Raw genomic sequence first — 26,880 nt, 5'->3', positions numbered from 1 at the left:
AAAAGTTTAATATAACGCACCACAGAATGACAAACGTTTATTTTTTGATTTTTATCTTTTAAATCTATAGTAAAGCAATTTAAATGACCTCCCTTACTATAGTAAGCTTTTCTATCGGCGTAAAAAAACAAAAAAGAAGTGACCCTTTGGTCACTTCTTCTGTTCATTAACTATTTGCCGAGCTGTTTTTACTTATCAAACATTCACTTACATTCAGTCTCGTAAAAATGACACCAGCGCTTCGTTAAATTCGTGTGCATGCGTTGCATTTAAGCCGTGTGGACCGCCTTTTATTAAGGCTAATTTGGAACCAGGAATGGCTTCATGTGTTCGCTTTCCGCTATATTCAAATGGAACGATCTCATCTGAATCACCGTGAATAATAAGAGCAGGTATTGTAAATTTGGCTAAATCGTCTCTAAAATCCGTTTTGCTGAAAGCAGCTATACAGTCTAGTGTTCCTTTAGGCGATGCGGCTGCTGCAATATCCCGGTTGTACAGTCGAAATGGTTCGCTGACTAAGCCCTTTCCGTCTTCAGCTCCAAAAAATGTTTTTGTAAAATCATCAAGAAAAGCTAAACGATCATTTTTTACGCCGTTTTCAAATTCTTGAATGCCTGCGTCATCTAATGCTCCTTCAGGATGAGCTTCTGACTTATAAAGAAATGGTGGTACAGCTCCTGCAAATACGGCTTTTTCTACTCTATCTGTGCCGTACGTTCCTACATAGCGAGCTACTTCTCCGCCGCCCATTGAAAACCCGACTAGTGTCACATTTTTTAAATCCAAATGTTCTAGCAGCTGATGTAGATCAGCAGCAAATGTATCATAATCGTAGCCGTCCCATGGCTGAGAAGACTTTCCGAATCCTCGACGGTCATACGTGATGACTCTGTGTCCAGCCTCAATAAGAGCCGGAACCTGATATTCCCAAGACCGTCCGCTTAGTGGCCAGCCGTGAATTAAGACAACCGGCTTTCCTGTCCCATGATCCTCATAATATAGTTCAATAGGTGCTTCGTTTTCTGTTCCTACCGTAATTTTTGCCATTTTGCTACCTCCATTATATAGTCGTTCTTTATTTGGTTAAGTAGTCGTAACCCTAGCGTAGATCATAAAAAAGATGGCTAATTCTCCTATAATAACAGTGCTGGGAACAATCAGTATTAAGTTAACAATAAAAAATACCGCTAAAATTCCTAAAAACAACCCTAAATGATACACTTTCAAACGATGTTCTTCGAATCTATATTGGTGAAAAACAAGAGTCGTTGCCATGAAATAAAGCAGCACGGAGCCGAATACAAAATATAAGCTGAATGTGTACTGAACTTCATGTAAAAACATGAGCTTAATCGATGCTGCAATCATGCTTAGAGACATGAGGATAAGTAAGTGTCCGTAAATAATCGTTTGTCCGGCTCTTTGGATAGATTTGTTTACTTTCTTTTCTACGTTTTCAAAGTACTGCCACCACATAGCGATGATCAGGACAAATGAAATAACCGCAAATAAGATTGTATTCCAGTCCCCTTTTTGAGGCTGTATCACAGCAAGAATGCTGACAACGGATTCTCCAAACAAAATTAATGTCAGTAACGCAAAGCGTTCTAACAAATGAGCCGTGTTGGTCGGTAATTTCGCCAGTCGCTTATGTCCTAAAATAGGTAAAATCATGTCCACTGCAATTCCTGTATATAACACGGCGTAGCGGACCCATGAATCAAAAAAGAGCGACAGAAGCGAGATAACAATCCCAATTCCAAAGCATGTTCCTAAAAACACAGCAACTTTTTTTCTCTCACTCTGTTCAAATTTTTGGACAATAAGATATTGAATCGAGGTTAACGCTCTTAGCCCGATATAGCCAATCAAAAAAGACACGTAATATTGATCAAAATCTACGGACAGGCTTGAGATCATGATAAGAACAAACAGCATTTGAAAAATCATAAAGATGCGCTGATGCAAAAAATCTTGTCCAAATCGATTGATAAACATCGTTTGTCCCGTCCACGCCCACCATATCGGAATAAAGATCAGTACAAACTTTAACAAATACTCTCCATGAATATACCCTTGTTCAACGTGAAGCAAAACATGCGTAGCAGTCGCAACGGCTGCCACAAATAACAAATCATAAAAAAGCTCCAGCCACGTAACTTTTTTTTCTTCCACTACTCCGCATCCCTTCCTATCATCTATCAAGCTGTCGTTAATATACTTTATTTTATATACAAGAGACGCATATTTCATGACAGGTAGCGTAGTAAAAGATAGGTGAGCCAGCTGTTCATCAGTCGGCTCACCTATCTAACAATTACTTTTATGTCGTTACGTTTTCTCCGTCACATAAATGATCCACAGATGCCATTCTACTTTCATGTCTTATATGTAAAGAGAACGACCTTTAGCAAAATGAAGCTCCGCTATGTTAGACACTTTGCTTGGTGAAATCGCGCTGTGCTCCTCTATAGCTGCCCATTAAGTTTTGATAACCAGGAAGATGACTAGAAATTAAATTGCCAAAACCTTCAACGTCGTTGCGCCAGTCACGCTGCAGCTCGCACGCTACGCTAAACCAGTTCATAAGCTGTGCGCCCCCGTGAGCCATACGCGTTAATGCTGCATCTGCGACTTGCTTATTAAACGTTCCGGAAGCATCCGTCACAACAAACACTTCGTAGCCTGCTTTAATGGCAGAAAGTGCAGGAAAAGCAACGCAGACATCTGTCACTACACCGGCGATAATCAGCTGTTTTTTCCCGGTCGCTTTAATGGCTTTAACAAACTCTTCGTTGTCCCACGCGTTAATTTGTCCAGGACGAGCTATTTTTGGCGCATTAGGAAACAGATCAACGAGTTCTTGCATGAGCGGGCCGTTGGGTCCATTTTCAAAGCTAGTTGTTAAAATAACCGGTAAATCAAAGAATTTAGCTGTATCACCAAGAGCTAATACGTTGTTTTTAAATTCATCAACACCATAGTCACGTACAAGGCCGGAAATAAGCCCCGTTTGGTGGTCAACTAAAAGCACGGCAGCATCATCTTTTGAAAGGCGAGAGTAAAGATCAGACATTTTATAATCCTCCTTAAATTAAGGCAAGTAAGGATACATGTACCTCTTCCATTCCTTACAAGCGATCTATAATTTGAACGGTTTTTTGGATTTCATTTATGATCTGTTAGGTAAAACATGTATAGAAAGAAAAGCTATTTCTGAGGTGAAGGTTCGTGAGGTGTGTTCTCTCTCTTAATCTAGAACAGGAACAGGCGCTTGATCAACCCAATGAATGAACTGCTGTAGGTAGCGCTGAAGATAACGTTTTGTTGATTCATCGGTTAGTACTTTTTGTTGAGCATCAACTTTTTCATGAACTTGCGAAATCAGCATTTTTTGAAATGGTAAAACGTTGACTTGCATAGCTTCCAGTACTTCTCTCGTTTGCATTTGAGCAAAAGCCGTACCGAAGCCTCCTGGAGTTGCTCCAATTAGGCCAACTGGTTTTCTGTTTAAAACAGAAGAGGTCCGAGGTCTTGATGCCCAGTCCAAGGCATTTTTTAACACTCCGGGAATTCCTGAATTGTACTCTGGACTAACTATAATAACGCCGTCAACATCTTGAATCGCAGCTCTAAAGGATGCGACAGATTCTGGTGATCCGTCAGCTTCTAAATCTTCATTAAAAAAAGGCAGGCTGCTTATTTCAATCCAGCGATATTGAGCTGAGTCATCTAATGTAGTCAATGACTCAGCAATCATTCGGTTATACGAATTCTTTCGTAAGCTTCCACAAATAAGACCAATAGTTTTCGTCATCTATTCACCTCCTTACTTGGAATTAATTTCATATTACCACGGTGTTTCAAATATAGATATTAGTTTTATATATAGATAAATTAATTCCTTCTTTATACCTAATGTAGGATTGAACTAGCGTTTTACTATTACTAAAAGAATTCTTTCATTAAAATTTAGTCTAATTCTCTCACTTCAAAAGGAATCAAAGCTCTTTCAATTTGATCTCGATGGGTTTCGTACTGTTCAGGCAGCATGAGTTTTTCTCCCATTGTTTCAAGTGACTCATCATGAGCAAAGCCTGGAGGATCTGTTGCAATTTCAAATAGAATTTCTCCGTGCTCCTTAAAATAAATCGCATTAAAGTAATTTCGATCTCGAACAGCCGTTACTCCGTATCCGCTGTCGGCTACGTATTTCTGCCATTCTGATTGATCTTCATCATCTTTTGCTCGCCATGCAATATGGTGAACCGTTCCAACGCCCATTTGCCCGCGTCCAATCGTTGTTAATTTTAAATCAATCACATTTCCAATGTCAGCTGATGATTGAAAACGTATAAAATCTCCTTCTTGCCCTACTTTTTGTAGACCCATTACGCTTTCTAATAACTGAGCTGTTTCATGAGGCTTAACAGATAATAACGTAGCCCCTCCGAATCCTTTAATAGCCACTTCAGGTTTAATTTCACCGACTTGCCACGTATTCTTTTCTCCTTCTTCTCTTTCCACAATCTCTAGATGTAAACCATGAGGGTCGTCAAACTCTAAATACTGTTCTCCAAATCGCTCCATCTTTGTAGCTGGAACCCGAAACTTAGCTAATCGCTGTTCCCAAAAGTCCATCGCACCTTTTGGCACCACATAGGAAGTTACGCCAACTTGCCCGTCACCTATTTTTCCTTGTCGTGCATTTGCCCACGGGAAGAATGTAATAATCGTTCCTGGTTTTCCCCCTTCATTCCCAAAGTAAAGATGATAAGTTCCTGGATCATCAAAGTTTACCGTTTGTTTGACCAAGCGTAATCCTAACACGCCCGCATAGAAATCAACATTTTCTTGAGGATGACCTACAATCGCCGTGATATGATGAATACCCGCTGTTTTTTTACTCATTACTACCATCTCCTTCGATACATTTTTCGTCATATGTTTCGTTATCCCTCTTAAAATTACAACTATTTATCATAAATATCTCGAATTCGAGATATTAGTCAAAAAATAAAAGCGTCTTTCTTATTCAACCCATTTTCTCTTTTAGAAAATAAACGTATCTAGTGCATAATAACCTGGTCCTGCAATTGCTACACCGATTGCTACAACTAACAGCGTAAGATTATATTCATACCCATTTTGTGTTGCCCAGTATCCATTCGGACCGTGTACTTTCACAATCGCCATGACCATTGTTCCGGCAATCAAAAGCGCTCCTAGCGGTGTAAGAAGTCCTGCAGCAAATAAAGCTCCGCCTACTAGCTCGGATAATCCAGCCATTAACGCCATTCTAACACCTGGCTTCATTCCGATGGATTCAAACCAGCCGCCCGTTCCTTTTAAGCCGTGGCCGCCAAACCATCCAAATAATTTCTGAGTTCCATGTGCCATAAAAGATAATCCAATAACTAAACGTATTAACAATAAACCAATGCTCACCATTTTTTATTCCTCCTATTTTTTCATCACTTTAAAATCTCGAATTAAAATATCTTGAATTAAGGATAATTATAAAATCATATGGTTCCACTGTCAATATAAATTTTTATATTTTTTTGTAGCTAGTTGAAACGCTTAACGACGTATTAAAAACATATTCATGATTTTATATGGATATGAGCGTGGGAACGGAAAATATAATGGGTGGACTTTGCTGTTTCTTAATCATATTAAAAAAGTAAGCAATGATATAAAGTCATCAGGATGAGTAGCGGGAGCATTGCAAAGCGTATCGCGTATGACCCAAGTTCTAAAAATAATTAAGCAAGGTTTATTTACTTTTCTGTGAAATATAAAAGTAATATCACTTATTCATACAAAAATGCACCCTACAAATGTAGCAGGATGCATTTCACTCAGTTTTCTGTATCTTTATTATTTTTTCTGCTGAAAAGTTCCTTAACACACTCAAATGATTAGAAAATATTCAGCAGTTTCTATTGGTCCAATTCCTTCAAGTACATAACTTGAAAATACCTCTAAATTTTAATAATAGGCAGCTGAAATAATAAGAAATTAGTTTAGCTGAATACTTCTGATGACTCTAAAATAGCCATAACGCTTTGTACGGATTCGATTGAACGTTTTAACCCTTCATTTTCCTTTTCCGTTAAAGGAAGTTCAATGATATGTTCAATTCCATCTCCTCCTAGGATTGTAGGTACACCCAGGTAAAGATTATTACAGCCATATTCACCTTCTAGATAAGCTACGGAAGGCAGAATTCGCTTCTTATCCTTTAGAATCGCTTCTGCCATTTGAACCATAGAAGCAGCAGGAGCATAATAGGCACTTCCATTTCCAAGCAGGTTAACGATTTCTCCTCCACCTTTGCGCGTTCGCTCTACGATAGCTTCTATCCGTTCAGGTGAAATGATTTTTTCAAGTGGAATTCCTCCAGCATACGAATAACGGACTAATGGCACCATATCGTCTCCGTGTCCGCCTAAAACAAACCCTGATACATCTTCAACAGAGATATTTAATTCTTGAGCAACAAATGTATTAAAGCGGGCTGTATCTAATACACCAGATTGGCCTATTACTCTATTTTTAGGGAACCCGGTGGTTTTATAGCAAACGTAGGTCATTGCATCAACTGGATTACTTAATACAATAATATAACTGTTTGGTGCATGCTTTTTTACATTTTCCGATACTTCTTTCATAATTTTCGCGTTTGTTGAGACTAGGTCGTCACGACTCATTCCCGGTTTTCTTGGAAGTCCTGCAGTAATTAATACTAAATCTGCATCCTGAATGTCCTCATAGCTAGATGTTCCCTTAATATTAGCGTCAAATCCTTGGACCGGGCTTGCCTCTAACATATCAAGTGCTTTTCCTTTAGTCGGGTTAGTCTGGGAAGGAATATCAACTAACACTACGTCTCCAAGTTCTTTTTGTGCCATCATTAATGCTGCTGTGGCCCCTGTAAATCCCGCTCCAATTACAGCTATTTTTTTACGCTTAAATGCCATGATTTATCCCCCATTCCTCGTCGTTTATATGTATGCTATTCTACTTTTTGATCTTCTTCTACAGCAGCAGAATCTGCTTTTGCTTTATATTGAATACTGGATTTTGTTTTAGCAGCAGATGATTTTTTAGTCGCTTTATTGTCTTTAGGTGTCTCCTTTGACTGCGATTCTTTATTTTCATCTTTTAATAGGCTATTTCCAACCTCTTCATCAGGATGGGGAATTACATGCGCTGACACTAATTCTCCAACGCGAGCCGCTTCTTCTTTTCCCATATCTACAGCTGCTTGTACTGCACTAACATCACCTTCAACTAACACTGTTACAAGGGCTGCATCCACTTTTTCTTGCTTCACTAAACGGACATCAGCTGATTTTAACATCGCATCCGCTGCGACAATTGAACCTATTAAGCCTCTTGTTTCAATCATGCCAAGAGCTTTAGCCATTCTCTCCACCTCTTTCTATATCAACAGAATCTATAATCCCGATAATAATTGCATCAATGGGTAATGGAGTGTCGGATGCCATATGTGCTGCGGCACTTCCTTGAGTAACCATTACCTTATCACCAATCCCGGCTCCAATACGATCAACTGCAATAAAAGAAGAGTCGTTATTCGATTTATTTAAAAGTTCAGGTTGAACAACTAAAAACTTTAAACCGCGTAAGTTATCTTCTTTTCTTGTTGCCCAGACGTTACCAATTACTGTCCCTATTTTCATAAAACATCCGCTCCCTCTACGTCTATCACGCAAATTTCTTTTCCTAATTCTCTTGCTGTATCGCGCGCTAAAGGAGTGATAATCGTTTTAGGTGAAACAGTAATTTTTTCTTCTTCTACTAATTTCACATGTCTTTGGGTTAGCACTCGTTCTGTAAATGATAAAGAGTGTCTGTTTAAGCCTGATTGCAAAAATCTCTCAAATGATTGGATTTTTACCCCAAAGCTTTCTAATGTATTTTTACAAGCAATTAAATGTGCTGCATATTTGTTGTTTACTGGTTTTTTTTGATTACTGGACAGCAAAACGCTTCCTAAAGTTACAGAAGGAATGAGTGAAACAGAAATTCCTTCTAGCAAAGCCTCAGCCAAAAGATAACTTTCTAGTGTATCTGTCATACCAAGAGCCCCTTTTACTAGCAGGTCCTGCTTTGCTTCTGCAAATAAAATACCTTGTATATCTTTTGGAAGGTTTTCTTTTTGGTCATCGCCATAAACCAGTGTCCAGCTTGTTTCTAACTTTTTGATTTGAATTGGATCAATTTCCGCCGACTCTTTCACAATCAGCAGCTTTGGCTTTACGTTTAGGGGCTGCTTGTCTGATTTATCTAATCGTTTTAAAACTTCTACTACAATTTGTTCAATCAGAGCATGATTGTTCATAAAGCTTCCTCGTATAGAGAAAGAATCCCTGTAGCTCCGGTAGAAATTAGCCCAGCATTCGCTTCATCTGTATCAATATGCATTTCAAGCTTAAACTTTGGCGAAACTCGAATTAATACACGTTCGAGCGTAGTAGGTCTTTCTCCTTGAGAGGTAATGCGAACACACTGACCATTTTTCACACCATAAGCTTCAGCATCATCCGGCGTCATATGAATATGAGCTCGTGCAATGATTAAGCCTTTTTTCTTGTAAATGCTGCTCTTTGGTCCAACTAATGTAATCGCTTCTGAATTCTTTATATCTCCAGACTCACGTAGTGGAGGAACAGAACCAAGTTTAATTGAATCTGTTTTACTGACCTCCACTTGAGTTATACTCCTTGCTGGACCAAGGACTCGCACCTTTTCGATGCTTCCTTTAGGTCCCACAATAGTAACTGTTTCATTAGCTGCAAATTGCCCAGGCTGAGACAGGTCTGATTTTTTTGTTAGCTCATACCCTGCTCCAAAAAGAGCTTCTACATCTTCTATACTTAAGTGACAGTGTCTAGCAGATACAGCCATTGGGACTGTATTGCTTTGCTTGGCTGTTTGACTTAACTGCTGAACAACCTCTGCTACAATCGATTGAATGGCCTGCTTATTCATGCGCTATGCTCCTAACTTTTTAAGCTTATAGTTCACTATCAATTTTTGGTAAAATACTTTCTAATTCATTGTGTGGGCGTGGGATAACGTGAACGGAAATAAGTTCTCCAACGCGCTGTGCAGCTGCCGCACCAGAATCTGTTGCTGCTTTTACCGCACCTACGTCACCGCGTACTAAAACCGTTACAATTCCTCCACCTACGTGAACTTTACCAACTAAATGTACGTTTGCTGCTTTTACCATTGCGTCTGCTGCCTCTACTGATGCTACTAATCCTTTTGTTTCAATCATTCCTAATGCTGTTAGTTCTCTTGCCATTTTTAATTCCCCCTAATTAGTTTGTTTGATATTTTTGAAGTGCTTGATTAACCATTTCAGCAATTGCTGCCGAATCAATTGGTCCCTGTGGCTTTAATTGATTCATAACTTCGTTGACAATTTCCTGTACGTCTTGATGATCTTTTGTATCTGATGAAGCGGAGTTAAAAGATAGAGATGGTTTTGGAATTGTCACCTCTTTTGTACCATAAGCCATTCGCTTAATATTTAATAAATGTCGAGCGGTCACATTGTCTGATGTAATGTTACCTCCGAACGAACCGCATCCTAATGTAAAGGAAGGCTTAAGCCCAGTGGTACCACCCACAGCTCCCACTGACGAGAGTGTGTTGACCATCAATCTTGAGACCGGCATTTCAAGAGCAAACGTTTTAGCTACAGCATCATCGTTTGTATGAAGCGATAAGCTGTGACCTCTTCCTCCAAGGTTTAATAAGCTTAAACATAATTCCCTTGCTTGTTCGTCGTTCTTAGCTGTATACAATGGGAAGATAGGTGCTAGCTTTTCAATTGAAAATGGTACATCCTTGGCCACCTTTGTTTCTTCAGCAACTAAGATGCGTGTATCAGAAGGTACTGTAATACCTGCCATTTCAGCAATTTTCACAGCACTTTGACCAACAATATTTGGATTAAGCTTCTTTGGAATCGGTGAAATCACTTTTTCCATCTTGGCTTTCTCTTCTGAATTTAAAAAGTAGGCTCCATTATTCTTTAATTCTCTAATAGCCATTTGTTGAATATTAAGATCGACAACAATTGCTTGCTCGGTTGCACAGATCGTGCCATTGTCGAACGTTTTGCTATCGACAATCATTTTTACTGCTTGGTCAACCTTCGCAGTTTTTTCAATATATACAGGTACATTTCCTGGACCTACACCATAAGCTGGTTTCCCAGAACTATACGCTGCGCGAACGAGACCACTTCCGCCTGTTGCTAAAATTAAATTCACATCTTTATGCTTCATTAATTCATTGGTTGCAGCCATAGAAGGATTGGAAATCCAACCAATAAGTCCTTCTGGAGCTCCCGCTTCAACTGCTGCATGTGCACAAATTTTAAGCGCTTCCACTGTACAGTTCATTGCTCGGGGATGAGGGCTGACCACTAGAGCATTTCTAGTTTTCAAACTAATTAATGTCTTGAAGATAGCCGTTGAAGTTGGGTTAGTTGTAGGAATAATTCCAGCAACAACTCCAAAAGGAGAGGCGACTTCTAGCACTTTGTTCGCTCTATCTTCGTGAACAATCCCTACTGTTTTTTCATTTTTAATTGATTCATAAACAGCTCTAGATCCTACCTCATTTTTGATTTTCTTATGTTCTACAACACCCATTCGCGTTTCTTCCACTGCCATTTTCGCTAATTCTAATGCTTTAGAATAGGCTGCTTCGGCAACTCGTTCAACAATGCGATCTACTTGTTCTTGTGAAAAATTCAAGTATGCCTGCTGTGCGGCTTTTGCCTTTTCCACTGCATCCCGCATCTCTTGTAAAGATTGAAGATCTTGATCAAACTGCATATCCAACAACTCCTTTCTACTGTCTATAAGCTTTTTAGTAATGAACTGGATTTCTTGCAATGTCTAAAATAGCCTGGCGAAACGCATCAGCAGCTGCTTGACAGGCTGATTGAGATCCTGTTAAAAACCCACCGCCAAAATTTGTTTCAGAAGGAGGGCCAAAAAATTTCACAAGTTCTACATCAGCTGCTTTAAGCGCTACATCAAGTCCATACATAGCCTCTAGTGGAGGGGCAATTAAATAAGCTAGTGGTTCGCCAATATCGATTCCTGCTTCTTTAGAAAGATAAGAACCTGTTCTTGCCACCACATGTGCATACAGCGCGTGATTTTTCTCTTCATCTAACGCTTCAAAATAGGCATCTGATTCTGTCACTTGTAAAACAGCATCAATGCCAGCTTTAACTTCATCTGGACTCGGACCCGCTAATACCCCAATCATTTCACCTGATAGCGGACCTGACGCATGGGCAGCGCCAGCATAAAAGGAACGGGCATAAGCTACCTCAACGTCTGCTCTTTTAGTGGCTTCATCTAAAGCTGTATAGCCTACGTCATCGATACTTGATGTAAACATGGCTAAACTTCTATGGTAAGGCTGCAAGTTAAACTGTTGAACTAAGGCGTCATCCACATTTGGAATCACACGAACAGCTAAAATGTCAGCATGGATACGTGTTAAAGCCACTCTTATTCACCTCTATTGTTCTTTTTGAACAAGCGATACTCCGCTAGCTTCATATTTTAAAATTTTTTGAACCAATGTACCGAGATAAGCACCCGCTTCAACTGGAGGAATACCGCCTTTATGAATATTGGAAACCACCATTCTCTCAGCTTCGATCATTCCTTTTTTCGGTTCATAGCATAAATAGGCACTTAAAGATTCTGCGCTTATAAGTCCCGGGCGTTCTCCAATCAAAAGTACCACCACTTTTGGCGTCAGAAGTTCACCAATGTCGTCCATTACAGCAACTCGACCTTTTTCTATGTAAAACGGAACGCCTACATCTAAACCTGCGCTTTTTAAGGACTGTTGAAGAGATAGGTAAACATCTTCGACATTTTCTTCAATGGACTTGGAGCTTAAACCATCAGAAACAATAATTTGAACAGTTGGTGATTTGGTACATCTCTCTTGAATGCACTTTTTTGCTTCGTCTGATAGCTTTCGTCCATAATCCGGCCGGCGAATGTATACTTCTTTATCCGTTACCTGAGTATTTACTTTAAATAAATTCAGCCGTTTTAAAAGGTCATCGTTCACATTGCCATACACAGCGTCAACGGCTGCTGCATGGTCATAGCGGAATTTCAGCCATGTTTCTGTCCGCGGACGTAAACCTGCTCTGCCAATCCCGATTCGGGCAGGTGTTTTCTGAATCAATGTATCTAATTCTTCTTGATTCACTGGATTTTTAATACCCGGAACCTGCTGCTTTGGTTCAACGTTCTCTTCCTGCTGAATAGGCATTTTACTTTCAGGCAGAGATGTTGAATCATTTTCTTGAATATTCGGAAATTTAATTAATTCCTTTGCCGACTCTTCTTCTATCACTTCAGCTAGAGGTTCATTAATTACCTTCGTATTGGCGTTGGATGTATGAGCCCAAAAAGCTACGCTGCTTTGACGTTCGTCAGTGGGAGAACTTTGTTCGAAACTAGATTGTTTTTCTAGCTTTTCAACAATGGATCGTGTAATTTTTTCAATCAATTCAGGATTCATCCTCTTTATCACCTACCTTGTAAAAATACTTGGATCTCCTGCGTATTTACTTAATTTCCCTTGTTCAAAAATCCCCATTTTCTCAAGCCATTCTGCAAATAAAGGAGAAGGCTGTTTCCCCATCGTTTGCCTCAAAGTCGCTACATCGTGGTAGCTCATTGATTGGTAGTTAAGCATACAATCATCACCCATTGGTGTTGCGATAATAAAATTAACGCCTGCAGCTGTTAGCAATACACCTAGATCTTCAATATCATTTTGATCTGCTTTGATATGATTGGTGTAACAAATATCTACACCCATCGGAATTCCATGCATCTTTGCCATAAAATGATCTTCTAAGCCTGCGCGAATAACTTGTTTATTGTTATATAAGTACTCCGGTCCAATAAAGCCGACCACGGTATTTACAATGTAAGGGTCATAATGACGTGCAAATCCATAGTTACGCGACTCTAACGTTAGCTGATCCATTCCAAAGTGCGCTTCAGCTGATAGCTCAGAACCTTGTCCTGTTTCAAAATATAAGCGCTGAGGCCCTGTTCCTGTTCCATGACTTTTAGCTAATTGATTCGCCTCTTCTAATAAGGCAGCGCTGATTCCAAATGAGCGGTTAGCTGCTTCTGTTCCCGCAATACTTTGAAAAATCATATCCGCTGGTGCTCCTTGTTCAATGGCTTTCATCTGAGTCGTAACATGAGCTAAGACACAGTTTTGAGTTGGAATCTCCCAATCATTCATAAAATTTTTTGTGGCGTGGAGCAGCCTTTTTACACTTTCAACTGAGTCATCTACAGGATTAATACCAATAACCGCGTCTCCAATTCCGTAAGACAGCCCTTCTTTTAAAGAAGCAATCATTCCTTCTACATTGTCTGTAGGATGATTAGGCTGCAGTCTAGAAGCTAAGACCCCTTTTTGGCCAATAGTAATATTACATTTTGTTAAAATCTCCATCTTATTCGCTGCGTGAACTAAATCAAGATTTGACATTAGCTTTGCTACTGCAGCAATAATTTCACTATTTAACCCTCGACTAATCCTCTTTAAATCCTCACCCGTTGTTTCATCACTTAAGATATACTCTCTAAGCTCTGCTATGGACCAATTTTTCATTGTTTGATAGATAGGTTCATTTACTTGACTCTCAATAATTTGAGATACTTCGTCTTCTTCAGGTGAGATCATTGGGTTTTCGCGAATATCAGCAAGTGTTAATTCGCTAAGCACCTCTTTTGCTGCAATTCTTTCTTGAACGGTTTCTGCAGCTAAACCTGCCAGCCGGTCACCAGACTTTTCTTCATTTGCCTTAGCAAACAAATCTTTCAAATCAGAAAATTGATAAACAGCACCTAAATAATGTGTATGTAACTTCACCAATGAAGCCCCCTTTCTTATGAGTGGAACGTAAGGGTTTTGACTACTACCGGTACTACGCTTGTTTGTAGCAATTGGCCAATATCTAAGTAGTCACCGTGTTCCACCTTAATTTGATCAATACAAATAATGCTTTGCGAAGAATCTTGAGCAACAAGCGTTTGGCCCAATACCTTGGCATGATCGCTCTCAAGAACAATAATGAGCGGCTGATCTCTTTTGTTTTTTTGTTTCACCGCTTCTAGCAGACCTTTTGCTAATTGTTGAATATCTCGAAATCCTACGTACGGAAGCCCAGATAAGTACAAGGCAAAATTTTGTCCCTCCTGCTGCGGGTCATGTATCTCAATTGCATCTTTTACAGCATCCTTCAAGTGATGAACACTTTTTTGAAACCCATCCTTAAACGAAATTTGATAAACAGGTACATTTCGTACAGGTAAATCTTTGGTTTCTACTTGAATCGTGGCTCCACTGATTTCAGTCGTTTGTGTACCAGCACCAAGAACGGTTGCGCGAACGGTTTCATCAGGCTGAATCCATGACCATCCTTTCAAACTCTGACTACCCCTTAAAGAGTCCGCAAGCATCATTCCTATGTCGTGGTAAGGAGCTTGTTCAAAATCTTTAGACTCATATTGATAGAGGCACTCACTGATTCCACCAGAAAACATAATGACATCAATTTCTTCTTTCCAATTTGGTTCATGACCTAAAAGCAGTACCTTGTCTTCTGCAGTCATGGTACGTGTTAGCATTCTACTAATCACGTCAGCCATATAATTTGTTATTTTCTTTACCTCTTCTTCCACCAGTACATCACCTGTTGCAAGAGTACTATTCCACTCTCTTAATAGGTTTCTAACAGGTGGCGAAATACTGCTGATTTTATCTTCCGAAAACTCTATCAGCCTGCCTCCTATGTGCAGTGTGCAGGTTCCACACAGCCTTCCCATTCGATAAACTGCTACATTAGCTGTTCCCCCACCAATATCTATATTGGCAATAGTTTTGCTCATTTTTTTAGAATATTGATAAGCTCCTGATCCTTTTGCTGCAATAATTCCCTCTAAATCAGGACCCGCAGTTGCAACTAAAAACTCCCCCGCATGATTTGATAGATGGTGAATCATTTCTTCCGCATTTTGCTTAGTTGCTGTTTCACCTGTAATAATCACGGCACCTGTTTTAATATCTTCAGATCCAACGTTTGCTTTATCATACTCATTTCTAACAAGCTTCTCTATTGCTTCAATATCAATCGTTGTTGATGTGAGAAGTGGTGTTCGATAAATCGGGCTGCGATGAATAACTTCTTTATCAATAATCTCAATACGCGGCAAGTGTGTTCCTCCTGCCATATTCATCAGAGAAAATTTGCTTAACACAATTTTGGTTGTGCTTGTTCCTATATCAATTCCTGCGCTGATAATCTCCTCTTTTAGCGGTTCGTATTGTTTCATACCCCTCCACCTCATCAACCTTCAATCAGCAAAAGGTTTTATTCATTACTGATTGCTAATTAGTCGTGTTTTAGTCAAATAAAAAAGGCACCTCATACGAACTATCTCCTGAAAGATAGCTGTATAAGGCGCCTTTGCCCGTAATTTTTTTGTATATTTAGAATATAACTGATTTTTTATAAATTGTAAAGGCTTTCATTAAAAAATAATAGTTTTCGATTTCCAATTATCACTGCACTCTTTCATCTCTTGTAGAGACTGACACTGTACCAAAGCTCGAACCTCTTCAAGCCCTTCTTTGTTGCGGGAAGAAGTAACAACAATAGGACCATTTACAACTACTTGCCTTGCTTTTTTAATCGCTAAGCTCACATCAGCATCTTTTGCATCACTTTTTGTAATGACCCCAATAGCTAACTTATTAATGCCTGTACTAAAATTAGGCGGAAAGACTGTCTTTTTCTTGGTGGCGTCCTGCAAATATAACACATGTGTAACTTCAAGAGCGGTTGCCATAATATTTTTATAAAAAAAAGGATTTTCAACATATTCTCCAGGTGTATCAACGATCCAATCATAATAGATTAAAGCTTGTGTTTTAACTGCCTCTACCGGCTTTCCAAGCAGAGCATTTGTTAATGTCGATTTGCCGGCACCAATTGAACCAATGAGCATGGCTCTATTTTTTTTATGCATAATTCTTCCCTCCTATACTATTAGGATTTTGTAATAATTGAAGGCGTGTACCCTAATGTTTCGGAGAGAAAACGATTAATTTCTCTCATTGCCATATCTACTTCTGAAACGCTTCCCACAATAACAAGGCTTCCTGTAAAACGATCTAAAAAACCTAATTGAACATGTGCAGCTTTTGTAGCCAAATCACCGGCAATGATAACCGTCTCGCTTGGAGTTAATGTTAGAATGCCTAGAGCTCCTTCTTGCTGTATACCTAATTTTTCAAACATATCCGGATCTGGATTTGCAATTAAATGGCTCAATGTAATTTGTTTTCCCGGCACAAACTCTTGAATAAAACGCTTTTTTTCTTCACTCATAAAAAATTACCTCTCCCTTATCGTATAAATTCTATACAATGCTTACATCACTTGTGTCTTACTGCTTTTTTCTTCTACCTTTTCATTTTCTTCAGCTGCTGAACTTAAGTACTCGTCTTTTCCAATAATGCCTGCTTCGCGATCCTTCTTTTCTAGCTCTAAGGCTTTTGGAACAGATAGCCAATATGCTAAACCAATGCCTATTACACCTGCAGAGAACTTCCCGATAATAACTGGAAGAATTAATGTCGGTTGGAAATTGGCTGTAAAAGACAAATGATCTCCTAATAAGAATGCCGAGCAAACTGCAAACGAAATATTAATAACTTTGTCTTTTGGAGGCATGCTGCGAATAAGCTTAAACATCGCTAAAATATTAGCAATTGTAGCTAAAATACCTGCACTGCCTTCTTTACTTAATCCAAGTTTTTTCCCTACAGCTTCAAGCGGCTTTCCTGCATATTTTTGAAGCAAATAAACCATAGGAAATGCACCAGCAAGCATGATGCCAATATAACCTGCTGTTTCTAGCGCACGGAATTGATCCGCTTTATCAGCCATGATCGGATGAAATCCCCAGCTTCCAAATAAATGAGAGAATAGGCCCGTAAAAATTTCAACAATGGAGAAAACAAGAACTAGCTTAATTCCGGCATCCATAATACGCCCAAACCACATAAATCCTTTAATCATCAAATCTGGCAAGAAATATAGTCCTACCGCTAATAGCACAACAAATAATAAAAGTGGAGATAAATTCAAAATAATTTTCAAATAACTTATCGTAAACTCGTATGTTGAATCACTTGTAGTGGAAATAATTTTACGCACATCAGAATTGGTTACCATAATTAAAACACTTGAAATAAAAGCCCCAATTGGAATCGTTAACACACCTGACATGACGCCGAGCGCCATATATTTGTGGTCGCGTTTATCAAGCATGGCCAGTCCTACTGGAATCGAGAATACAATGGTTGCTCCGGCCATAAATCCTACTATCATGGCCATGACCCATCCTTCATACGACTCTTTTAATACGTGTGCTAATTGATACCCTCCCATATCCGTTGCTAAGATAGAGGTTGCTGCGATAGCAGGATCTGCCCCAATAGCTGAGAAAAAAGGACCGCATACCGTACTAATAAACCACGAAAGATATGGAGTTGCAGCCATGATACCAGCCGCTGGTATAAAAATATACCCGATAGAATGCAACCCTTCCATGAATTGCTTTCCTAATCCTTCATCACTATTTCTAATCGCAGCAATAGCCCCACACACTGCACAAGTCATGATAATATAAATCACGATTTTCCCAATGATAACCACACCCAATTCCCCCTATATGATGATTTTTATTTAAATAGATAATAGTTTAACTATTTCTATCTATTTAAAGCGTATGAAGTAACTTGTTAAGAGCTTTGCTACTATAGAAAGATTAAAATTGTTCCCTTAAAAAAGACAAAAAGGTGCCAGGTGGTTTTTTATCACTTAAAACCACTAAGCACCTTTGCTCAAACTATTTACTTGTACAGTGAGGTTAAGTTCCATATTTCTCAATGATGTGTTTTGCTAACTTCTCTAGTGTAACCTGCTTTTTCATGCTAATAGTCCGCATTTTTTTGAAAGCACGATCTTCTGTTAAATTATATTTATTCATTAAAATTCCTTTTGCTTTTTCAACGATTTTTCGTTTCTTCAGTTCATTATTCATTTCCTGAACTTTTTGCTCATACATTTTTGCATTTTCTGCTTGCTGTAGAGCGATTTCAACTGCTGGAATTAAATTTGATTCAGCTATCGGTTTTACTAAATAGCCTACTATATTCGCTTTTTTTGCTTTATCAATAAACTCCCTCTGGCTGTATGCTGTCAACAGCAGAATAGGAATATTATATTTATTTGAAATAATTTCACTTGCCTTTAGTCCATTTAACTTAGGCATTTTTATATCCATAATAATCAGATCTGGCTTTAGTGCAAAAGCTAATTCAACCGCTTTTTCTCCATCTCCAGCTTCTCCTACTATTTCATAACCATTATCAGAGAGCATCATTGATAAATCTAGTCGTACAATTGACTCATCTTCAACAATCATAATTCGTTTAGTCACGGTGTCCGCCTCTTTCTAATGGGAACCTAGCTGATGCCATGGTGCCATTTGCAGTTCTCTCAATCGAAAATTGACCAGATAAATCGTGAGTGACCATCATGGTAACTATATCTAATCCTAAAGATGGTTTGGCTTTTTTTGAGTACCCAACACCATTATCTTTAATTGTAACCTCTATCTCACAGTTATTCTGTTGAAAAGAAACGTGAACCTTACCTTCTTCTCGCCCCTTAAACGCATGTTTCATACAGTTTTGAATGAGCTCATTAATAATTAATGCTATGGAGACAGCTTTATCCGACTCTGTAAAAAGCTGAGTGCCCGAATATTCAATTGAAATATTTTTATTTTCATCCGTAGAGCTATACACTAGCATATTACCAATTTTCTCAATCAAACTAAGAATATCTACATTGTCTACACTAGAGTTGGAAAGAATAATCTCGTACACAGAAGCGATACTTAAAATCCGGTTAAGACTCTCGACAAAATGAGCCTTGCTTTCTTCAGGAAGACCCCTTCTCATCTGAAGCCTTAATAAACTCGCAATAGTCTGTAAATTATTTTTGACGCGATGATGAATTTCTTGAATCATGACTGATTTGACAACAAGTTCTCTTTCTCGCTCTCTAAGTTCAGTCATATCTCGAAATGTAATAAAAGCACCATTCGTTGGGTTTTCTTGTTTTAAACTAACTTTTTTGACTTGAAACACCTTATTTAAAATAGTCACTTCGTGCATAAACAACTTTTCTGGATGATAAAATAACTCTTCTAAACAAGGGAAATATTCGATGATTTGATTCCCTGTCTTACATTCTGAGGAACAAACTTCAGAAACCAAATTGAAAGCAGCAGAATTAAAATATAGAATGTTTAAATTAGGGTCAATAAAGAAAAGTGCCTCTCCAATAAACTCTGGAATAAGCGAAGCATTTTCTGTCATCTCCATTAAAATTTCGCTTAATGTATCATTTGTATTTGATAACGTTTTCATTTTTTCTTGACGTTCAACTACTTCACTAATATCTTTCTCCATAATCAATGTAGCAATTACACGATTATTAAATCCTTTAATAGGAACCACACTTTGTTCTACCGTTTTTCCTTCTTGTGTTAAGGCACGATTTAAAGACATCGGTTTTCCATTTCGCAGCGTGTAAAATACTGCTGGTTCAAACGCTTCGTACACAAATTTCCCTGCGACTGGACGTTCATAAACTGACGGTGCAGTTTCTGGTGCAGCTTCTGCCACTACAACTGCATGCTGTCCTTCTTTTGTTAAACAATCAATAAACACATTTGCTCGGTTTAAATCAGCAATAAGCGGCAAATTTTTAGCAACTTCATCAATCTTTTGGATATCGACTTCTGCTAAATTTGTATGAAGCCTGCATAAAGAATTTAAGGATAATGTATGAGTCATATGTAAACTCCTAGCTGCTTTTAAACATGTAAGCATCAAAATATTAGAATATAATAAATATTATATTTTTCTGAACTTTTTTTGTCAATGTCTCATTTTGATGGGAAAATATTTACCTTATGAAGGAAACCTTATTTCTTTTATGCCTTGTCACTTCTTTTTCTAAAGGTAAAAGTGGACGATCGTGGTCTATCTGCCAGTTGAATTCGCATAGATATAGTCCCTGGGCTTTAAAGCTTTTTACGTAAAAATTAGTATTCTGTTATTTTGTTAGTAATAGCTTATGATAGTGAGTTTTGGATTTTTTAAAAAGATAAAATCAACTACAGAGCTGCTTAATAAAAAGAAATACTTAATAAAATCAAGTAGCAAAGGGGCGTTTTAATACGATGTCAGTGTGGATAGGAATATGGATTACTATGTTTATTTCCATATTTCGGGGTACACACTCCAGATATAGGTTAAATAAGAAAAAGAAAGAAGCAGAGAAAAAAAGAGATCATACAGCACGATAGCAAACTGTATGATCTCTTTTTTTAGCCTTTTTTACATCTATATAGACGAATAAGGCTTTATTTTTACACGCGGGTAGGCACTTTGCAAAGCTACATCATAGTCTAACTCTTACCTCCGTACCGTCAGTAGCTTTGACATCTACTAGTACCATTCCCTTATGTTTCTTCAGTTCCTTAACAATAGGCTTTAGCATGCTTTTATCTATTATCGGAAAAGTGAAATTCAGCCCTTTTCTTTTAAAATGTTCTTTTGTCCATTTATCCGCATGCTTCTGGATAAATTTTGAAAAAGCAACGCTAATAGCAATGTTTAAAAGAGCATATGGAACTGGAATGCTAAATCGAACATCTTTTGTTTTCACTTTTACATGAATCATAAGCGAACCATTACTCAATAATGACTGAAACGGTATCGCCGTTTGCCGATTTAATATCAACAATTTGACCATCTAACTCATTTTCAATTGCTTCAACAATCAGGTTTATGTCTATATCTTTTACATATTTTTCTGATTGAGGAATACTCGCTGCGATGCTGTGTCCAGCCATTAATACCAGCTTGACAAGTTTGATAGGCAAATTAACCTTCACATTATCGTTTTCAGTTGACACAACTCGAATTTTTAACGTTTTATCTAAATAAGCAGTCGGTTTTTTTAAAAGCTTATTGCCTGTTTCTTCTTTTTCTTTTAATACTTGAATTAGTTCTGATCCCTTTTCTGCATCAATTTTTCCTTCTTGAACCATTGTTAACACTTTTGTAATTTCCTCTTTCACAAAAATCCCCTCCCTATTCTTCTTTTAAGAGCTTGATGGCTTCTTCTGCCGTAATTTCACCATTTTCTAGCATAGACACAACTTTTTTCTCGTCTACCTCATTTTTCTTCTTTTCTACATATCCAAGAGATGAAATGATGTCAGTAAGCTTGCCTCGAACGGTTGGATACGAAACTCCCAGTTCCTTTTCCACTTCTTTGATATTTCCTCTGCATGTTAAAAACACTTCTACAAAATGAAGCTGATCACTTGATAAGGATGCCAGCTTAGATAATTCAAACTCATTTTCAATCGTCGTGTGACAATGGGTGCACTGCAGCTTTGTAATTTTTAATGTTTCATTGCAGACAGGACAATTTGTAAGTACTTTATAAGCCATAATCAAATCTCCTTCTTTTAGTTAATTTGATTATACAACAATTATTTAATATTAAAAACAATAAAATTAAATAATTTTAATAAATAAGTTAAAAATTTAAATATAAATTTAAATAATATTAATAATCTGTTTTAACTCACCCACAAAATCAAATAAAAAAAGAGAAGGATAAAAAACCTTCTCTTAAACTACATAATTGTTTTTTAACTATCATTCAATCACTCTATTTATCCTGCAATTTGAGCCCTAGTAAAAGTCCCATTTATATTTCCTTCTACAACGATACTATGTCCTGCAAACATATCTCCATCAGAAAAATAAAAATCAAAATCTCCTTCTGGATAAACGGATATAGTGTCTAAACTCATAAAATCCATAAACATTTCTTCTGTAATTTCCTCTATTTCATCCTCTTCTTGCAGCCAATCATTTGCTAAATCGACCAGTTCCGCTGCGGCATACATTCTAATTTTTTGGCTCCATTTATCCTCCTCCTCAAAAAGTGTGTGTGCTGTCTTCAGCGCAGACTTCATCATACTTTCATCTTCATGCCAGTCAAAATACAGCTCGCACTGTTCATTCGCCCAAGCAATGTTTCTTTCAAAAACTTTAATACTTTTTTCAAGTGTAAACTTGCCAAGCTTTTCATCATGATAATAAATCGGCTTCACTGATTTTTTTACTATCGTTTCTAACTCTCCGTCTTCATACTCTGGTTCCAGAATGTTAACGAGCATCATTGAATCCGTTCCCGTACGTACTTGTAGCTTTACAACGGTATTACTTTGCAGTAGATTCATTGCTTTTTCCACTTCTTCCTCGTCCACTAACCATCTAAGCTGTATCTCTTCTTTCTTGACTGCTTCATTTTCCTCTAAACTTTTCCATGCAATTAAATCAATTGATGCTGTCCATAAAGTCTCTCCACTGGACATTCCAGCACCAATCCCTACTGAACCTGTAACCGCTGCTATGTCAATTACTTCTTCTGAGAATCCTTTTTCAAATTTCTTTTTTTCACTGAATTTACTCATTTAATGTACATTCCCCTCTTTAACTGCTTTTGAAAAATTCGCCCTAAATATATAGTTACAAACTGATATGTCGTTCTCTACTCTTGTTTTTTATAGCGGTCCACCTTCAAAACCAATAGGCCATCCGCTCCTGTTAAATTTTACTTTATATTGAAATACATTGGGGTAATCCCCATAAACAAAACCTAAAGAAAATCCTGCAAGAATATGTCCGTCAAAATTTAAAAGCCGCCCAAAACTTACAGCGGACAGATAATAGACACTAAATTTTTGTGCAGAAATGAACTGCTTTAAATACTCGAATGACCTTTTAAGATAGATATGTAATTGTTTCAATATACAATCCGCCATTGCAACGAATTCCTCATATGGCTTTTCACTATTTCCCTCTACCGTAATTTCAACTTCTTGCCATTCTCCTATATCCGTACTCCAAAACCATTGCCTTGTAACTGGGACTTCAGCTTCATTTTCATCAATTGGTTTAGATAGAACAAGCTTTTGATACCCATTTTGTTTAAAGTTAGAGATTGTATAGGTTCGTTCAGAGAACTCAAGATCACTCATTTATTCCTCCTCCCTTCTATGTTTTTACTTCTATGTAGAAATATGTTTTTGACTTACTACGTTTAATTTTAGTACTACATAAAGCGAACATCAATTAGATTACTCAGCCTCTTTCAATAAAAACTCTTACGTTTTTCTGATTACTGTTACTATAATAAGAGATAAGCACATTACCTATAAATTATGAGGTGGAGGGTTAACCAATAAATAAGAAAATCGCTAATATTATTATCTTTTTTGTGTGGTTCCTGTTTTTGTTCCTTCTATGGATCATCTTCTCTTTTTCTAAAGGCCAAGGTGGCCAATGGTGGTCTATGTACCATTTGAACGCGAATCAATATGGTCCTTGGGCTTTAGAGATTTCTTATATAAAGATTAGTGTTGCTGCTGTTATTTCGTTAGTAATAGCTTATATCGTGAGTTTTAGGTTTAAAAGCAAAAGATAAGATTAATTCCATCTTTTCACCTTTTCAAATAAATACTGCACTCCATATAACAAATATGCTTTATAGTGAAGGTAGATAAAAAATTGAAAATGATTTAATCGGTTTAGACCTACAATTTTCAACCTTTTAAGAACATCAATAAAGTAAAAAGCAAAGATTCCATCAACTACAATATTCAGTAGTAAAAACTTCTTAAAGTTTCCATACGAAGATTTAAGCAGCCACATTGAAAGAGGCATATAAGGTCCAATACTAAAAGGAAGTTCATCTTTTATAAACGAATCTTTTTTATCATAAAATTTCCACCACTTCCTCTGATGCCCATACAAATGATTAATAATTTCAAAGATAATAATAAAAATCCCTGCTAACGAATAACGTCTTATGCTGCGTTTTCCTATAAACAACAATGATAACCATGGAATTGCTATTATAGATAAGTTAAATCCTAAGTGTTTTCTTGATATCATAAGTGAACTCACCTCAATGTACTTCATCTAGTTCTTCTTATAGTGTCCGCCTATCACAAAAAAAAAACACAAACCATCTATAATGGTCTGTGTTTTTTATTAATGTGCTTTTTGTTCAACATTAACTCTCTTGATAAAGAACGAGATAACCAATCCAACAATTGAAACAATAATCGCAAAGATGAACGCATGCTGAACACCGTTGGTAAAGGCAAGAACTTGATTTAATGGATCCATTTTATCTGATACCGTCTCAAGGAAGCTTCTTGAACCTGATGAAAGAATGGAAATTCCAACAGCTGTTCCAATTGCGCCGGAAACCTGCTGTAAAGTGTTCATAATCGCTGTTCCATGCGGGTACAGCTCAGGTGGAAGCTGGTTTAATCCGTTTGTTTGAGCCGGCATCATAATCATCGAAATGGCTATCATAAGCGCAATGTGCAGAGCAACGATAAACCCTGTTGACGTTTCCAGCGTTACGGTTGAAAAACCATACATGGTGCCGGCTACAATCACAAGACCAGGGATAACTAACCATTTGGGACCAAAGCGGTCAAATAATCCGCCCATAACCGGTGAAAGAATTCCGTTAATCACTCCTCCAGGAAGAAGCATTAGACCAGCGGCAAAGGTTGATAAAGCTAATGATGTTTGTAAGTATAAAGGTAAAATCATCATCGCAGACAGCAGTACCATCATGCAGACTAGAATTAACAGAAGACCGATTGTAAACATCGGATACTTAAAGGCTTTAAGGTCTAGCATTGGCTCTTTCATCTTCGTTTGACGAATAGAAAATGCAACTAATGCAACAGTTCCAATCACAAGAGTTAGAATAACCTGTAGACTTCCCCAGCCCCCGCCTTCTCCAGCGCTGCTAAATCCAAATACGATTCCTCCAAAACCTATTGTTGAAAGAACAACAGAAATCATATCGATTTTTGGCTTCGTTGGTGTGGTAACGTTCTGCATAAAGAAAGCTCCAAACACTAAGGCAACAAATAATAGCGGAAGTGAAATCCAGAAAATCCAGTGCCACGTTAATGTTTTTAAGATTAAGCCTGATACGGTTGGGCCAACAGCTGGCGCAAACATAATAACAAGGCCGATAATCCCCATTGACTTTCCACGTTTATGCGGCGGGATAATAACAAGAATCGTGTTGAACATAAGCGGTAAAAGTAAAGCAGTTCCAACGGCTTGCACGACACGGGCAATCATGAGTACCCCGAACGTTGGTGCAATAGCTGCAATAAATGTTCCAATGATGGAGCAAATTAGCGATGCTATAAAAAGCTGTCTGGTCGTAAATCGTTGAAGAATAAAACCTGAAATAGGTACCAAAATTCCTAACGTTAATAGATACCCTGTTGTTAGCCATTGTGCCGTTGTTTCGTGAATACCAAAGCCTGAAATTAGCTCTTTTAACGCCATATTTAGCGCTGTTTCACTAAATAAACCGATAAACCCGGCAATAAGAAACGACGTAATAATCGGCAGCACTTTGATGTTAGAGCCTTCGGCTACTGTTTGTTGATTACTCATATTAAATTGTCTTCCTCTCTTTTACATACTCTTTTTGGTGAATTTTTCTATCTTAATGATAAGTTGATTAGCAGACAAACAATACATACCGATATAAAGATTAGCAATAAGTTTAAGACATTGTGCTGATTAAGCTTTTTCTTTCTCTTCTCTTTTGCCCGGGTTGCTTTTTGTCTTCTGAATTCGTTTCTTTCCACAGATACCTCTCTCTCCATTTCATTTCTAAATTACGTATGTAAACTGTTTCCCATTTATGTATATGCTTTTTCAATAAGCAAGATAGAACTAAAAAATGAAAAGAGGAAAGGCACTTATTTATACCATTCCCCTGCACAAAGGAAAAATGAATTTTCACTTTGTATACCAGGAATATTGTAACACAGCTATAAGCACTGTTTCTATCTAAAATATACTAAATAATGATATCTATATACCTAACTCAGTTCCCTCGCGATAATTAAAATTTGTTTCTGTTATTTCATTAGCAATGACACATATAGTGATTTTTGAATGTAATAGAAGTGCTGTTTATGTTCATTGGCTACTATGTATATTCTCTGCTTCACAACGTAATTTATAAAAATCCTGAACGAATGTGTTTTCTTCTAAAATAGATTCTTTCATTTTACGTAAAGTTCTTTTTCCTACACGGCGGTCCAGCATACACAATATTTTTATTAACATGTCATTCGACTTTAAAGATAATTCAATTGGTGAATTAAAATATTCCTCTAAAGCAGAAAAGAAATCATATTGTGCATAAATACCTTCCGTTTTTAATTGTTCTTGAGCTTGTTCTTGGATTGCTCGATTATTAAAAACATTATCATAAGTAAAATCGTCTAACTGAATACGAATATCTCTTTCTCTATAATATTCTTCTTTTTCAGCAGTAATCGTACACATATTTAACATTTCTACTTTATCAACAGTTATAACAGCCCTACCTAACTGGTCATGTGCTTTTCGATAATTAATCACTTGAAAATCTACTCTTGAATGCAAAGATTCGCATACAAAACTCAGTAAACGTTTCTTTGCTTTGCTCCATTTTGGTTGATACAGCAATAAACTCCCTCCCTTTCA

Annotated in this window: 30 protein-coding genes; all 30 read right to left on the bottom strand. The window is 37.5% G+C overall.

Translation table 11 applies throughout. The features are described from left to right. Positions 1-213: 213 nt before the first annotated feature. The 30 genes from MMB69_RS06190 to MMB69_RS06045 all read right to left on the bottom strand — a co-directional run bounded on the left by MMB69_RS06190 (position 214) and on the right by MMB69_RS06045 (position 26,862). The gene (locus tag MMB69_RS06190; protein ID WP_277447363.1) at positions 214-1,050 is read right to left on the bottom strand and encodes an alpha/beta fold hydrolase; all 837 of its coding nucleotides are present in this window, start codon (positions 1,048-1,050) and stop codon (positions 214-216) included. A 36-nt stretch (positions 1,051-1,086) separates the two neighbouring features. Beyond that, positions 1,087-2,178, bottom strand: a complete 1,092-nt coding sequence (locus MMB69_RS06185) for a low temperature requirement protein A (RefSeq protein ID WP_277447362.1) — start codon at positions 2,176-2,178, stop codon at positions 1,087-1,089. A 256-nt stretch (positions 2,179-2,434) separates the two neighbouring features. Beyond that, positions 2,435-3,079 (bottom strand): isochorismate family cysteine hydrolase YcaC, encoded by a 645-nt coding sequence (gene ycaC, locus MMB69_RS06180; protein WP_098248964.1) that lies wholly within the window; start codon positions 3,077-3,079, stop codon positions 2,435-2,437. Between the two features lie 174 nt (positions 3,080-3,253). Continuing rightward, entirely contained in the window at positions 3,254-3,820 is a 567-nt protein-coding gene (locus MMB69_RS06175) for an NADPH-dependent FMN reductase (protein ID WP_028409904.1), read from the bottom strand. 155 nt (positions 3,821-3,975) lie between these two features. Continuing rightward, positions 3,976-4,914, bottom strand: a complete 939-nt coding sequence (locus tag MMB69_RS06170; RefSeq protein WP_277447359.1) for a ring-cleaving dioxygenase — start codon at positions 4,912-4,914, stop codon at positions 3,976-3,978. 141 nt (positions 4,915-5,055) lie between these two features. After that, positions 5,056-5,454 (bottom strand): DoxX family protein, encoded by a 399-nt coding sequence (locus MMB69_RS06165; protein WP_013084346.1) that lies wholly within the window; start codon positions 5,452-5,454, stop codon positions 5,056-5,058. Positions 5,455-6,032: 578 nt separating this feature from the next. Then, a complete protein-coding gene (mdh, locus tag MMB69_RS06160) occupies positions 6,033-6,989 on the bottom strand; it encodes a malate dehydrogenase (protein ID WP_078082069.1) in 957 nt (318 codons plus the stop codon). 35 nt (positions 6,990-7,024) lie between these two features. Then, positions 7,025-7,438 carry a BMC domain-containing protein gene (locus MMB69_RS06155; RefSeq protein WP_013084349.1) on the bottom strand — a complete coding sequence of 138 codons (414 nt, stop codon included), beginning with the start codon at positions 7,436-7,438 and terminating at the stop codon, positions 7,025-7,027. Continuing rightward, entirely contained in the window at positions 7,431-7,715 is a 285-nt protein-coding gene (locus tag MMB69_RS06150) for a EutN/CcmL family microcompartment protein (RefSeq protein ID WP_013058362.1), read from the bottom strand. The genes MMB69_RS06155 and MMB69_RS06150 overlap by 8 nt, the downstream gene beginning before the upstream one ends. Beyond that, positions 7,712-8,377: a hypothetical protein gene (locus tag MMB69_RS06145; RefSeq protein WP_277447357.1), complete on the bottom strand. Its 666-nt coding sequence runs from the start codon at positions 8,375-8,377 to the stop codon at positions 7,712-7,714. The genes MMB69_RS06150 and MMB69_RS06145 overlap by 4 nt, the downstream gene beginning before the upstream one ends. Next, positions 8,374-9,027: a phosphate propanoyltransferase gene (locus MMB69_RS06140; protein ID WP_277447356.1), complete on the bottom strand. Its 654-nt coding sequence runs from the start codon at positions 9,025-9,027 to the stop codon at positions 8,374-8,376. The genes MMB69_RS06145 and MMB69_RS06140 overlap by 4 nt, the downstream gene beginning before the upstream one ends. Before the next feature lie 25 nt (positions 9,028-9,052). Continuing rightward, a complete protein-coding gene (gene eutM, locus MMB69_RS06135) occupies positions 9,053-9,346 on the bottom strand; it encodes an ethanolamine utilization microcompartment protein EutM (RefSeq protein ID WP_013058365.1) in 294 nt (97 codons plus the stop codon). 16 nt (positions 9,347-9,362) lie between these two features. Continuing rightward, positions 9,363-10,892: an acetaldehyde dehydrogenase (acetylating) gene (locus tag MMB69_RS06130; protein WP_277447355.1), complete on the bottom strand. Its 1,530-nt coding sequence runs from the start codon at positions 10,890-10,892 to the stop codon at positions 9,363-9,365. 34 nt (positions 10,893-10,926) lie between these two features. Next, on the bottom strand, positions 10,927-11,580 hold the full coding sequence (gene eutL / locus MMB69_RS06125; protein WP_264408362.1) for an ethanolamine utilization microcompartment protein EutL: 654 nt from the start codon (positions 11,578-11,580) through the stop codon (positions 10,927-10,929). A 12-nt stretch (positions 11,581-11,592) separates the two neighbouring features. Then, positions 11,593-12,618, bottom strand: coding sequence for an ethanolamine ammonia-lyase subunit EutC (gene eutC / locus MMB69_RS06120; RefSeq protein WP_277447354.1), 1,026 nt, complete (start codon positions 12,616-12,618; stop codon positions 11,593-11,595). Positions 12,619-12,630: 12 nt separating this feature from the next. Continuing rightward, on the bottom strand, positions 12,631-13,995 hold the full coding sequence (locus MMB69_RS06115) for an ethanolamine ammonia-lyase subunit EutB (protein WP_277447353.1): 1,365 nt from the start codon (positions 13,993-13,995) through the stop codon (positions 12,631-12,633). 17 nt (positions 13,996-14,012) lie between these two features. Next, positions 14,013-15,458 carry an ethanolamine ammonia-lyase reactivating factor EutA gene (locus tag MMB69_RS06110; RefSeq protein ID WP_277447352.1) on the bottom strand — a complete coding sequence of 482 codons (1,446 nt, stop codon included), beginning with the start codon at positions 15,456-15,458 and terminating at the stop codon, positions 14,013-14,015. A gap of 198 nt (positions 15,459-15,656) precedes the next feature. Further along, positions 15,657-16,154: a EutP/PduV family microcompartment system protein gene (locus tag MMB69_RS06105; RefSeq protein WP_277447351.1), complete on the bottom strand. Its 498-nt coding sequence runs from the start codon at positions 16,152-16,154 to the stop codon at positions 15,657-15,659. A gap of 20 nt (positions 16,155-16,174) precedes the next feature. Beyond that, positions 16,175-16,516 (bottom strand): ethanolamine utilization microcompartment protein EutS, encoded by a 342-nt coding sequence (eutS, locus tag MMB69_RS06100; RefSeq protein WP_013058372.1) that lies wholly within the window; start codon positions 16,514-16,516, stop codon positions 16,175-16,177. Positions 16,517-16,558: 42 nt separating this feature from the next. Further along, entirely contained in the window at positions 16,559-17,848 is a 1,290-nt protein-coding gene (gene eutH, locus MMB69_RS06095) for an ethanolamine utilization protein EutH (RefSeq protein WP_116514438.1), read from the bottom strand. Between the two features lie 214 nt (positions 17,849-18,062). Beyond that, complete coding sequence (locus tag MMB69_RS06090) at positions 18,063-18,635, bottom strand: ANTAR domain-containing response regulator (protein WP_192995004.1); 573 nt, start codon at positions 18,633-18,635, stop codon at positions 18,063-18,065. Continuing rightward, positions 18,628-20,061, bottom strand: a complete 1,434-nt coding sequence (locus MMB69_RS06085) for a sensor histidine kinase (RefSeq protein ID WP_264408369.1) — start codon at positions 20,059-20,061, stop codon at positions 18,628-18,630. The genes MMB69_RS06090 and MMB69_RS06085 overlap by 8 nt, the downstream gene beginning before the upstream one ends. Positions 20,062-20,671: 610 nt before the next feature. Continuing rightward, positions 20,672-20,953, bottom strand: coding sequence for a hypothetical protein (locus MMB69_RS06080; protein ID WP_277447348.1), 282 nt, complete (start codon positions 20,951-20,953; stop codon positions 20,672-20,674). A gap of 10 nt (positions 20,954-20,963) precedes the next feature. Continuing rightward, positions 20,964-21,353 carry an SHOCT-like domain-containing protein gene (locus tag MMB69_RS06075; protein WP_221786241.1) on the bottom strand — a complete coding sequence of 130 codons (390 nt, stop codon included), beginning with the start codon at positions 21,351-21,353 and terminating at the stop codon, positions 20,964-20,966. A 13-nt stretch (positions 21,354-21,366) separates the two neighbouring features. Further along, on the bottom strand, positions 21,367-21,732 hold the full coding sequence (locus tag MMB69_RS06070) for a DUF2089 domain-containing protein (protein WP_221786242.1): 366 nt from the start codon (positions 21,730-21,732) through the stop codon (positions 21,367-21,369). Between the two features lie 227 nt (positions 21,733-21,959). Further along, the gene (locus tag MMB69_RS06065; protein ID WP_277447346.1) at positions 21,960-22,766 is read right to left on the bottom strand and encodes a DUF2262 domain-containing protein; all 807 of its coding nucleotides are present in this window, start codon (positions 22,764-22,766) and stop codon (positions 21,960-21,962) included. A 90-nt stretch (positions 22,767-22,856) separates the two neighbouring features. Beyond that, positions 22,857-23,333, bottom strand: a complete 477-nt coding sequence (locus MMB69_RS06060) for a hypothetical protein (RefSeq protein ID WP_277447345.1) — start codon at positions 23,331-23,333, stop codon at positions 22,857-22,859. Between the two features lie 448 nt (positions 23,334-23,781). After that, entirely contained in the window at positions 23,782-24,249 is a 468-nt protein-coding gene (locus MMB69_RS06055; protein ID WP_277447344.1) for a hypothetical protein, read from the bottom strand. A gap of 99 nt (positions 24,250-24,348) precedes the next feature. Then, a complete protein-coding gene (locus tag MMB69_RS06050; RefSeq protein WP_221786248.1) occupies positions 24,349-25,794 on the bottom strand; it encodes a DHA2 family efflux MFS transporter permease subunit in 1,446 nt (481 codons plus the stop codon). 534 nt (positions 25,795-26,328) lie between these two features. Then, positions 26,329-26,862, bottom strand: coding sequence for an SF0329 family protein (locus MMB69_RS06045; protein ID WP_277447343.1), 534 nt, complete (start codon positions 26,860-26,862; stop codon positions 26,329-26,331). Positions 26,863-26,880: the final 18 nt, after the last annotated feature.

It is taken from the genome of Priestia sp. P5, from assembly GCF_029522155.1.
In the GTDB taxonomy this organism is placed as follows: Bacteria; Bacillota; Bacilli; order Bacillales; family Bacillaceae_H; genus Priestia; species Priestia megaterium_E.
This window is presented reverse-complemented; position numbering and strand designations above follow the sequence as displayed.

What these genes read in the sequence shown, in the direction of transcription:
- MMB69_RS06150 (WP_013058362.1), bottom strand. Translation starts at nt 7,715, where the DNA reads ATGAAAATAGGGACAGTAATTGGTAACGTCTGGGCAACAAGAAAAGAA.
- MMB69_RS06065 (WP_277447346.1), bottom strand. Translation starts at nt 22,766, where the DNA reads ATGAGTAAATTCAGTGAAAAAAAGAAATTTGAAAAAGGATTCTCAGAA.
- MMB69_RS06175 (WP_028409904.1), bottom strand. Translation starts at nt 3,820, where the DNA reads ATGACGAAAACTATTGGTCTTATTTGTGGAAGCTTACGAAAGAATTCG.
- MMB69_RS06155 (WP_013084349.1), bottom strand. Translation starts at nt 7,438, where the DNA reads ATGGCTAAAGCTCTTGGCATGATTGAAACAAGAGGCTTAATAGGTTCA.
- MMB69_RS06145 (WP_277447357.1), bottom strand. Translation starts at nt 8,377, where the DNA reads ATGAACAATCATGCTCTGATTGAACAAATTGTAGTAGAAGTTTTAAAA.
- ycaC (WP_098248964.1), bottom strand. Translation starts at nt 3,079, where the DNA reads ATGTCTGATCTTTACTCTCGCCTTTCAAAAGATGATGCTGCCGTGCTT.
- MMB69_RS06085 (WP_264408369.1), bottom strand. Translation starts at nt 20,061, where the DNA reads ATGACTCATACATTATCCTTAAATTCTTTATGCAGGCTTCATACAAAT.
- MMB69_RS06140 (WP_277447356.1), bottom strand. Translation starts at nt 9,027, where the DNA reads ATGAATAAGCAGGCCATTCAATCGATTGTAGCAGAGGTTGTTCAGCAG.
- MMB69_RS06060 (WP_277447345.1), bottom strand. Translation starts at nt 23,333, where the DNA reads ATGAGTGATCTTGAGTTCTCTGAACGAACCTATACAATCTCTAACTTT.
- MMB69_RS06105 (WP_277447351.1), bottom strand. Translation starts at nt 16,154, where the DNA reads ATGCATAAAAAAAATAGAGCCATGCTCATTGGTTCAATTGGTGCCGGC.
- MMB69_RS06170 (WP_277447359.1), bottom strand. Translation starts at nt 4,914, where the DNA reads ATGAGTAAAAAAACAGCGGGTATTCATCATATCACGGCGATTGTAGGT.
- eutM (WP_013058365.1), bottom strand. Translation starts at nt 9,346, where the DNA reads ATGGCAAGAGAACTAACAGCATTAGGAATGATTGAAACAAAAGGATTA.
- MMB69_RS06050 (WP_221786248.1), bottom strand. Translation starts at nt 25,794, where the DNA reads ATGAGTAATCAACAAACAGTAGCCGAAGGCTCTAACATCAAAGTGCTG.
- MMB69_RS06070 (WP_221786242.1), bottom strand. Translation starts at nt 21,732, where the DNA reads ATGGCTTATAAAGTACTTACAAATTGTCCTGTCTGCAATGAAACATTA.
- MMB69_RS06080 (WP_277447348.1), bottom strand. Translation starts at nt 20,953, where the DNA reads ATGATTCATGTAAAAGTGAAAACAAAAGATGTTCGATTTAGCATTCCA.
- MMB69_RS06110 (WP_277447352.1), bottom strand. Translation starts at nt 15,458, where the DNA reads ATGAAACAATACGAACCGCTAAAAGAGGAGATTATCAGCGCAGGAATT.
- eutS (WP_013058372.1), bottom strand. Translation starts at nt 16,516, where the DNA reads ATGAGTGAAGAAAAAAAGCGTTTTATTCAAGAGTTTGTGCCGGGAAAA.
- MMB69_RS06165 (WP_013084346.1), bottom strand. Translation starts at nt 5,454, where the DNA reads ATGGTGAGCATTGGTTTATTGTTAATACGTTTAGTTATTGGATTATCT.
- MMB69_RS06130 (WP_277447355.1), bottom strand. Translation starts at nt 10,892, where the DNA reads ATGCAGTTTGATCAAGATCTTCAATCTTTACAAGAGATGCGGGATGCA.
- mdh (WP_078082069.1), bottom strand. Translation starts at nt 6,989, where the DNA reads ATGGCATTTAAGCGTAAAAAAATAGCTGTAATTGGAGCGGGATTTACA.
- eutC (WP_277447354.1), bottom strand. Translation starts at nt 12,618, where the DNA reads ATGAATCCTGAATTGATTGAAAAAATTACACGATCCATTGTTGAAAAG.
- MMB69_RS06055 (WP_277447344.1), bottom strand. Translation starts at nt 24,249, where the DNA reads ATGATATCAAGAAAACACTTAGGATTTAACTTATCTATAATAGCAATT.
- MMB69_RS06190 (WP_277447363.1), bottom strand. Translation starts at nt 1,050, where the DNA reads ATGGCAAAAATTACGGTAGGAACAGAAAACGAAGCACCTATTGAACTA.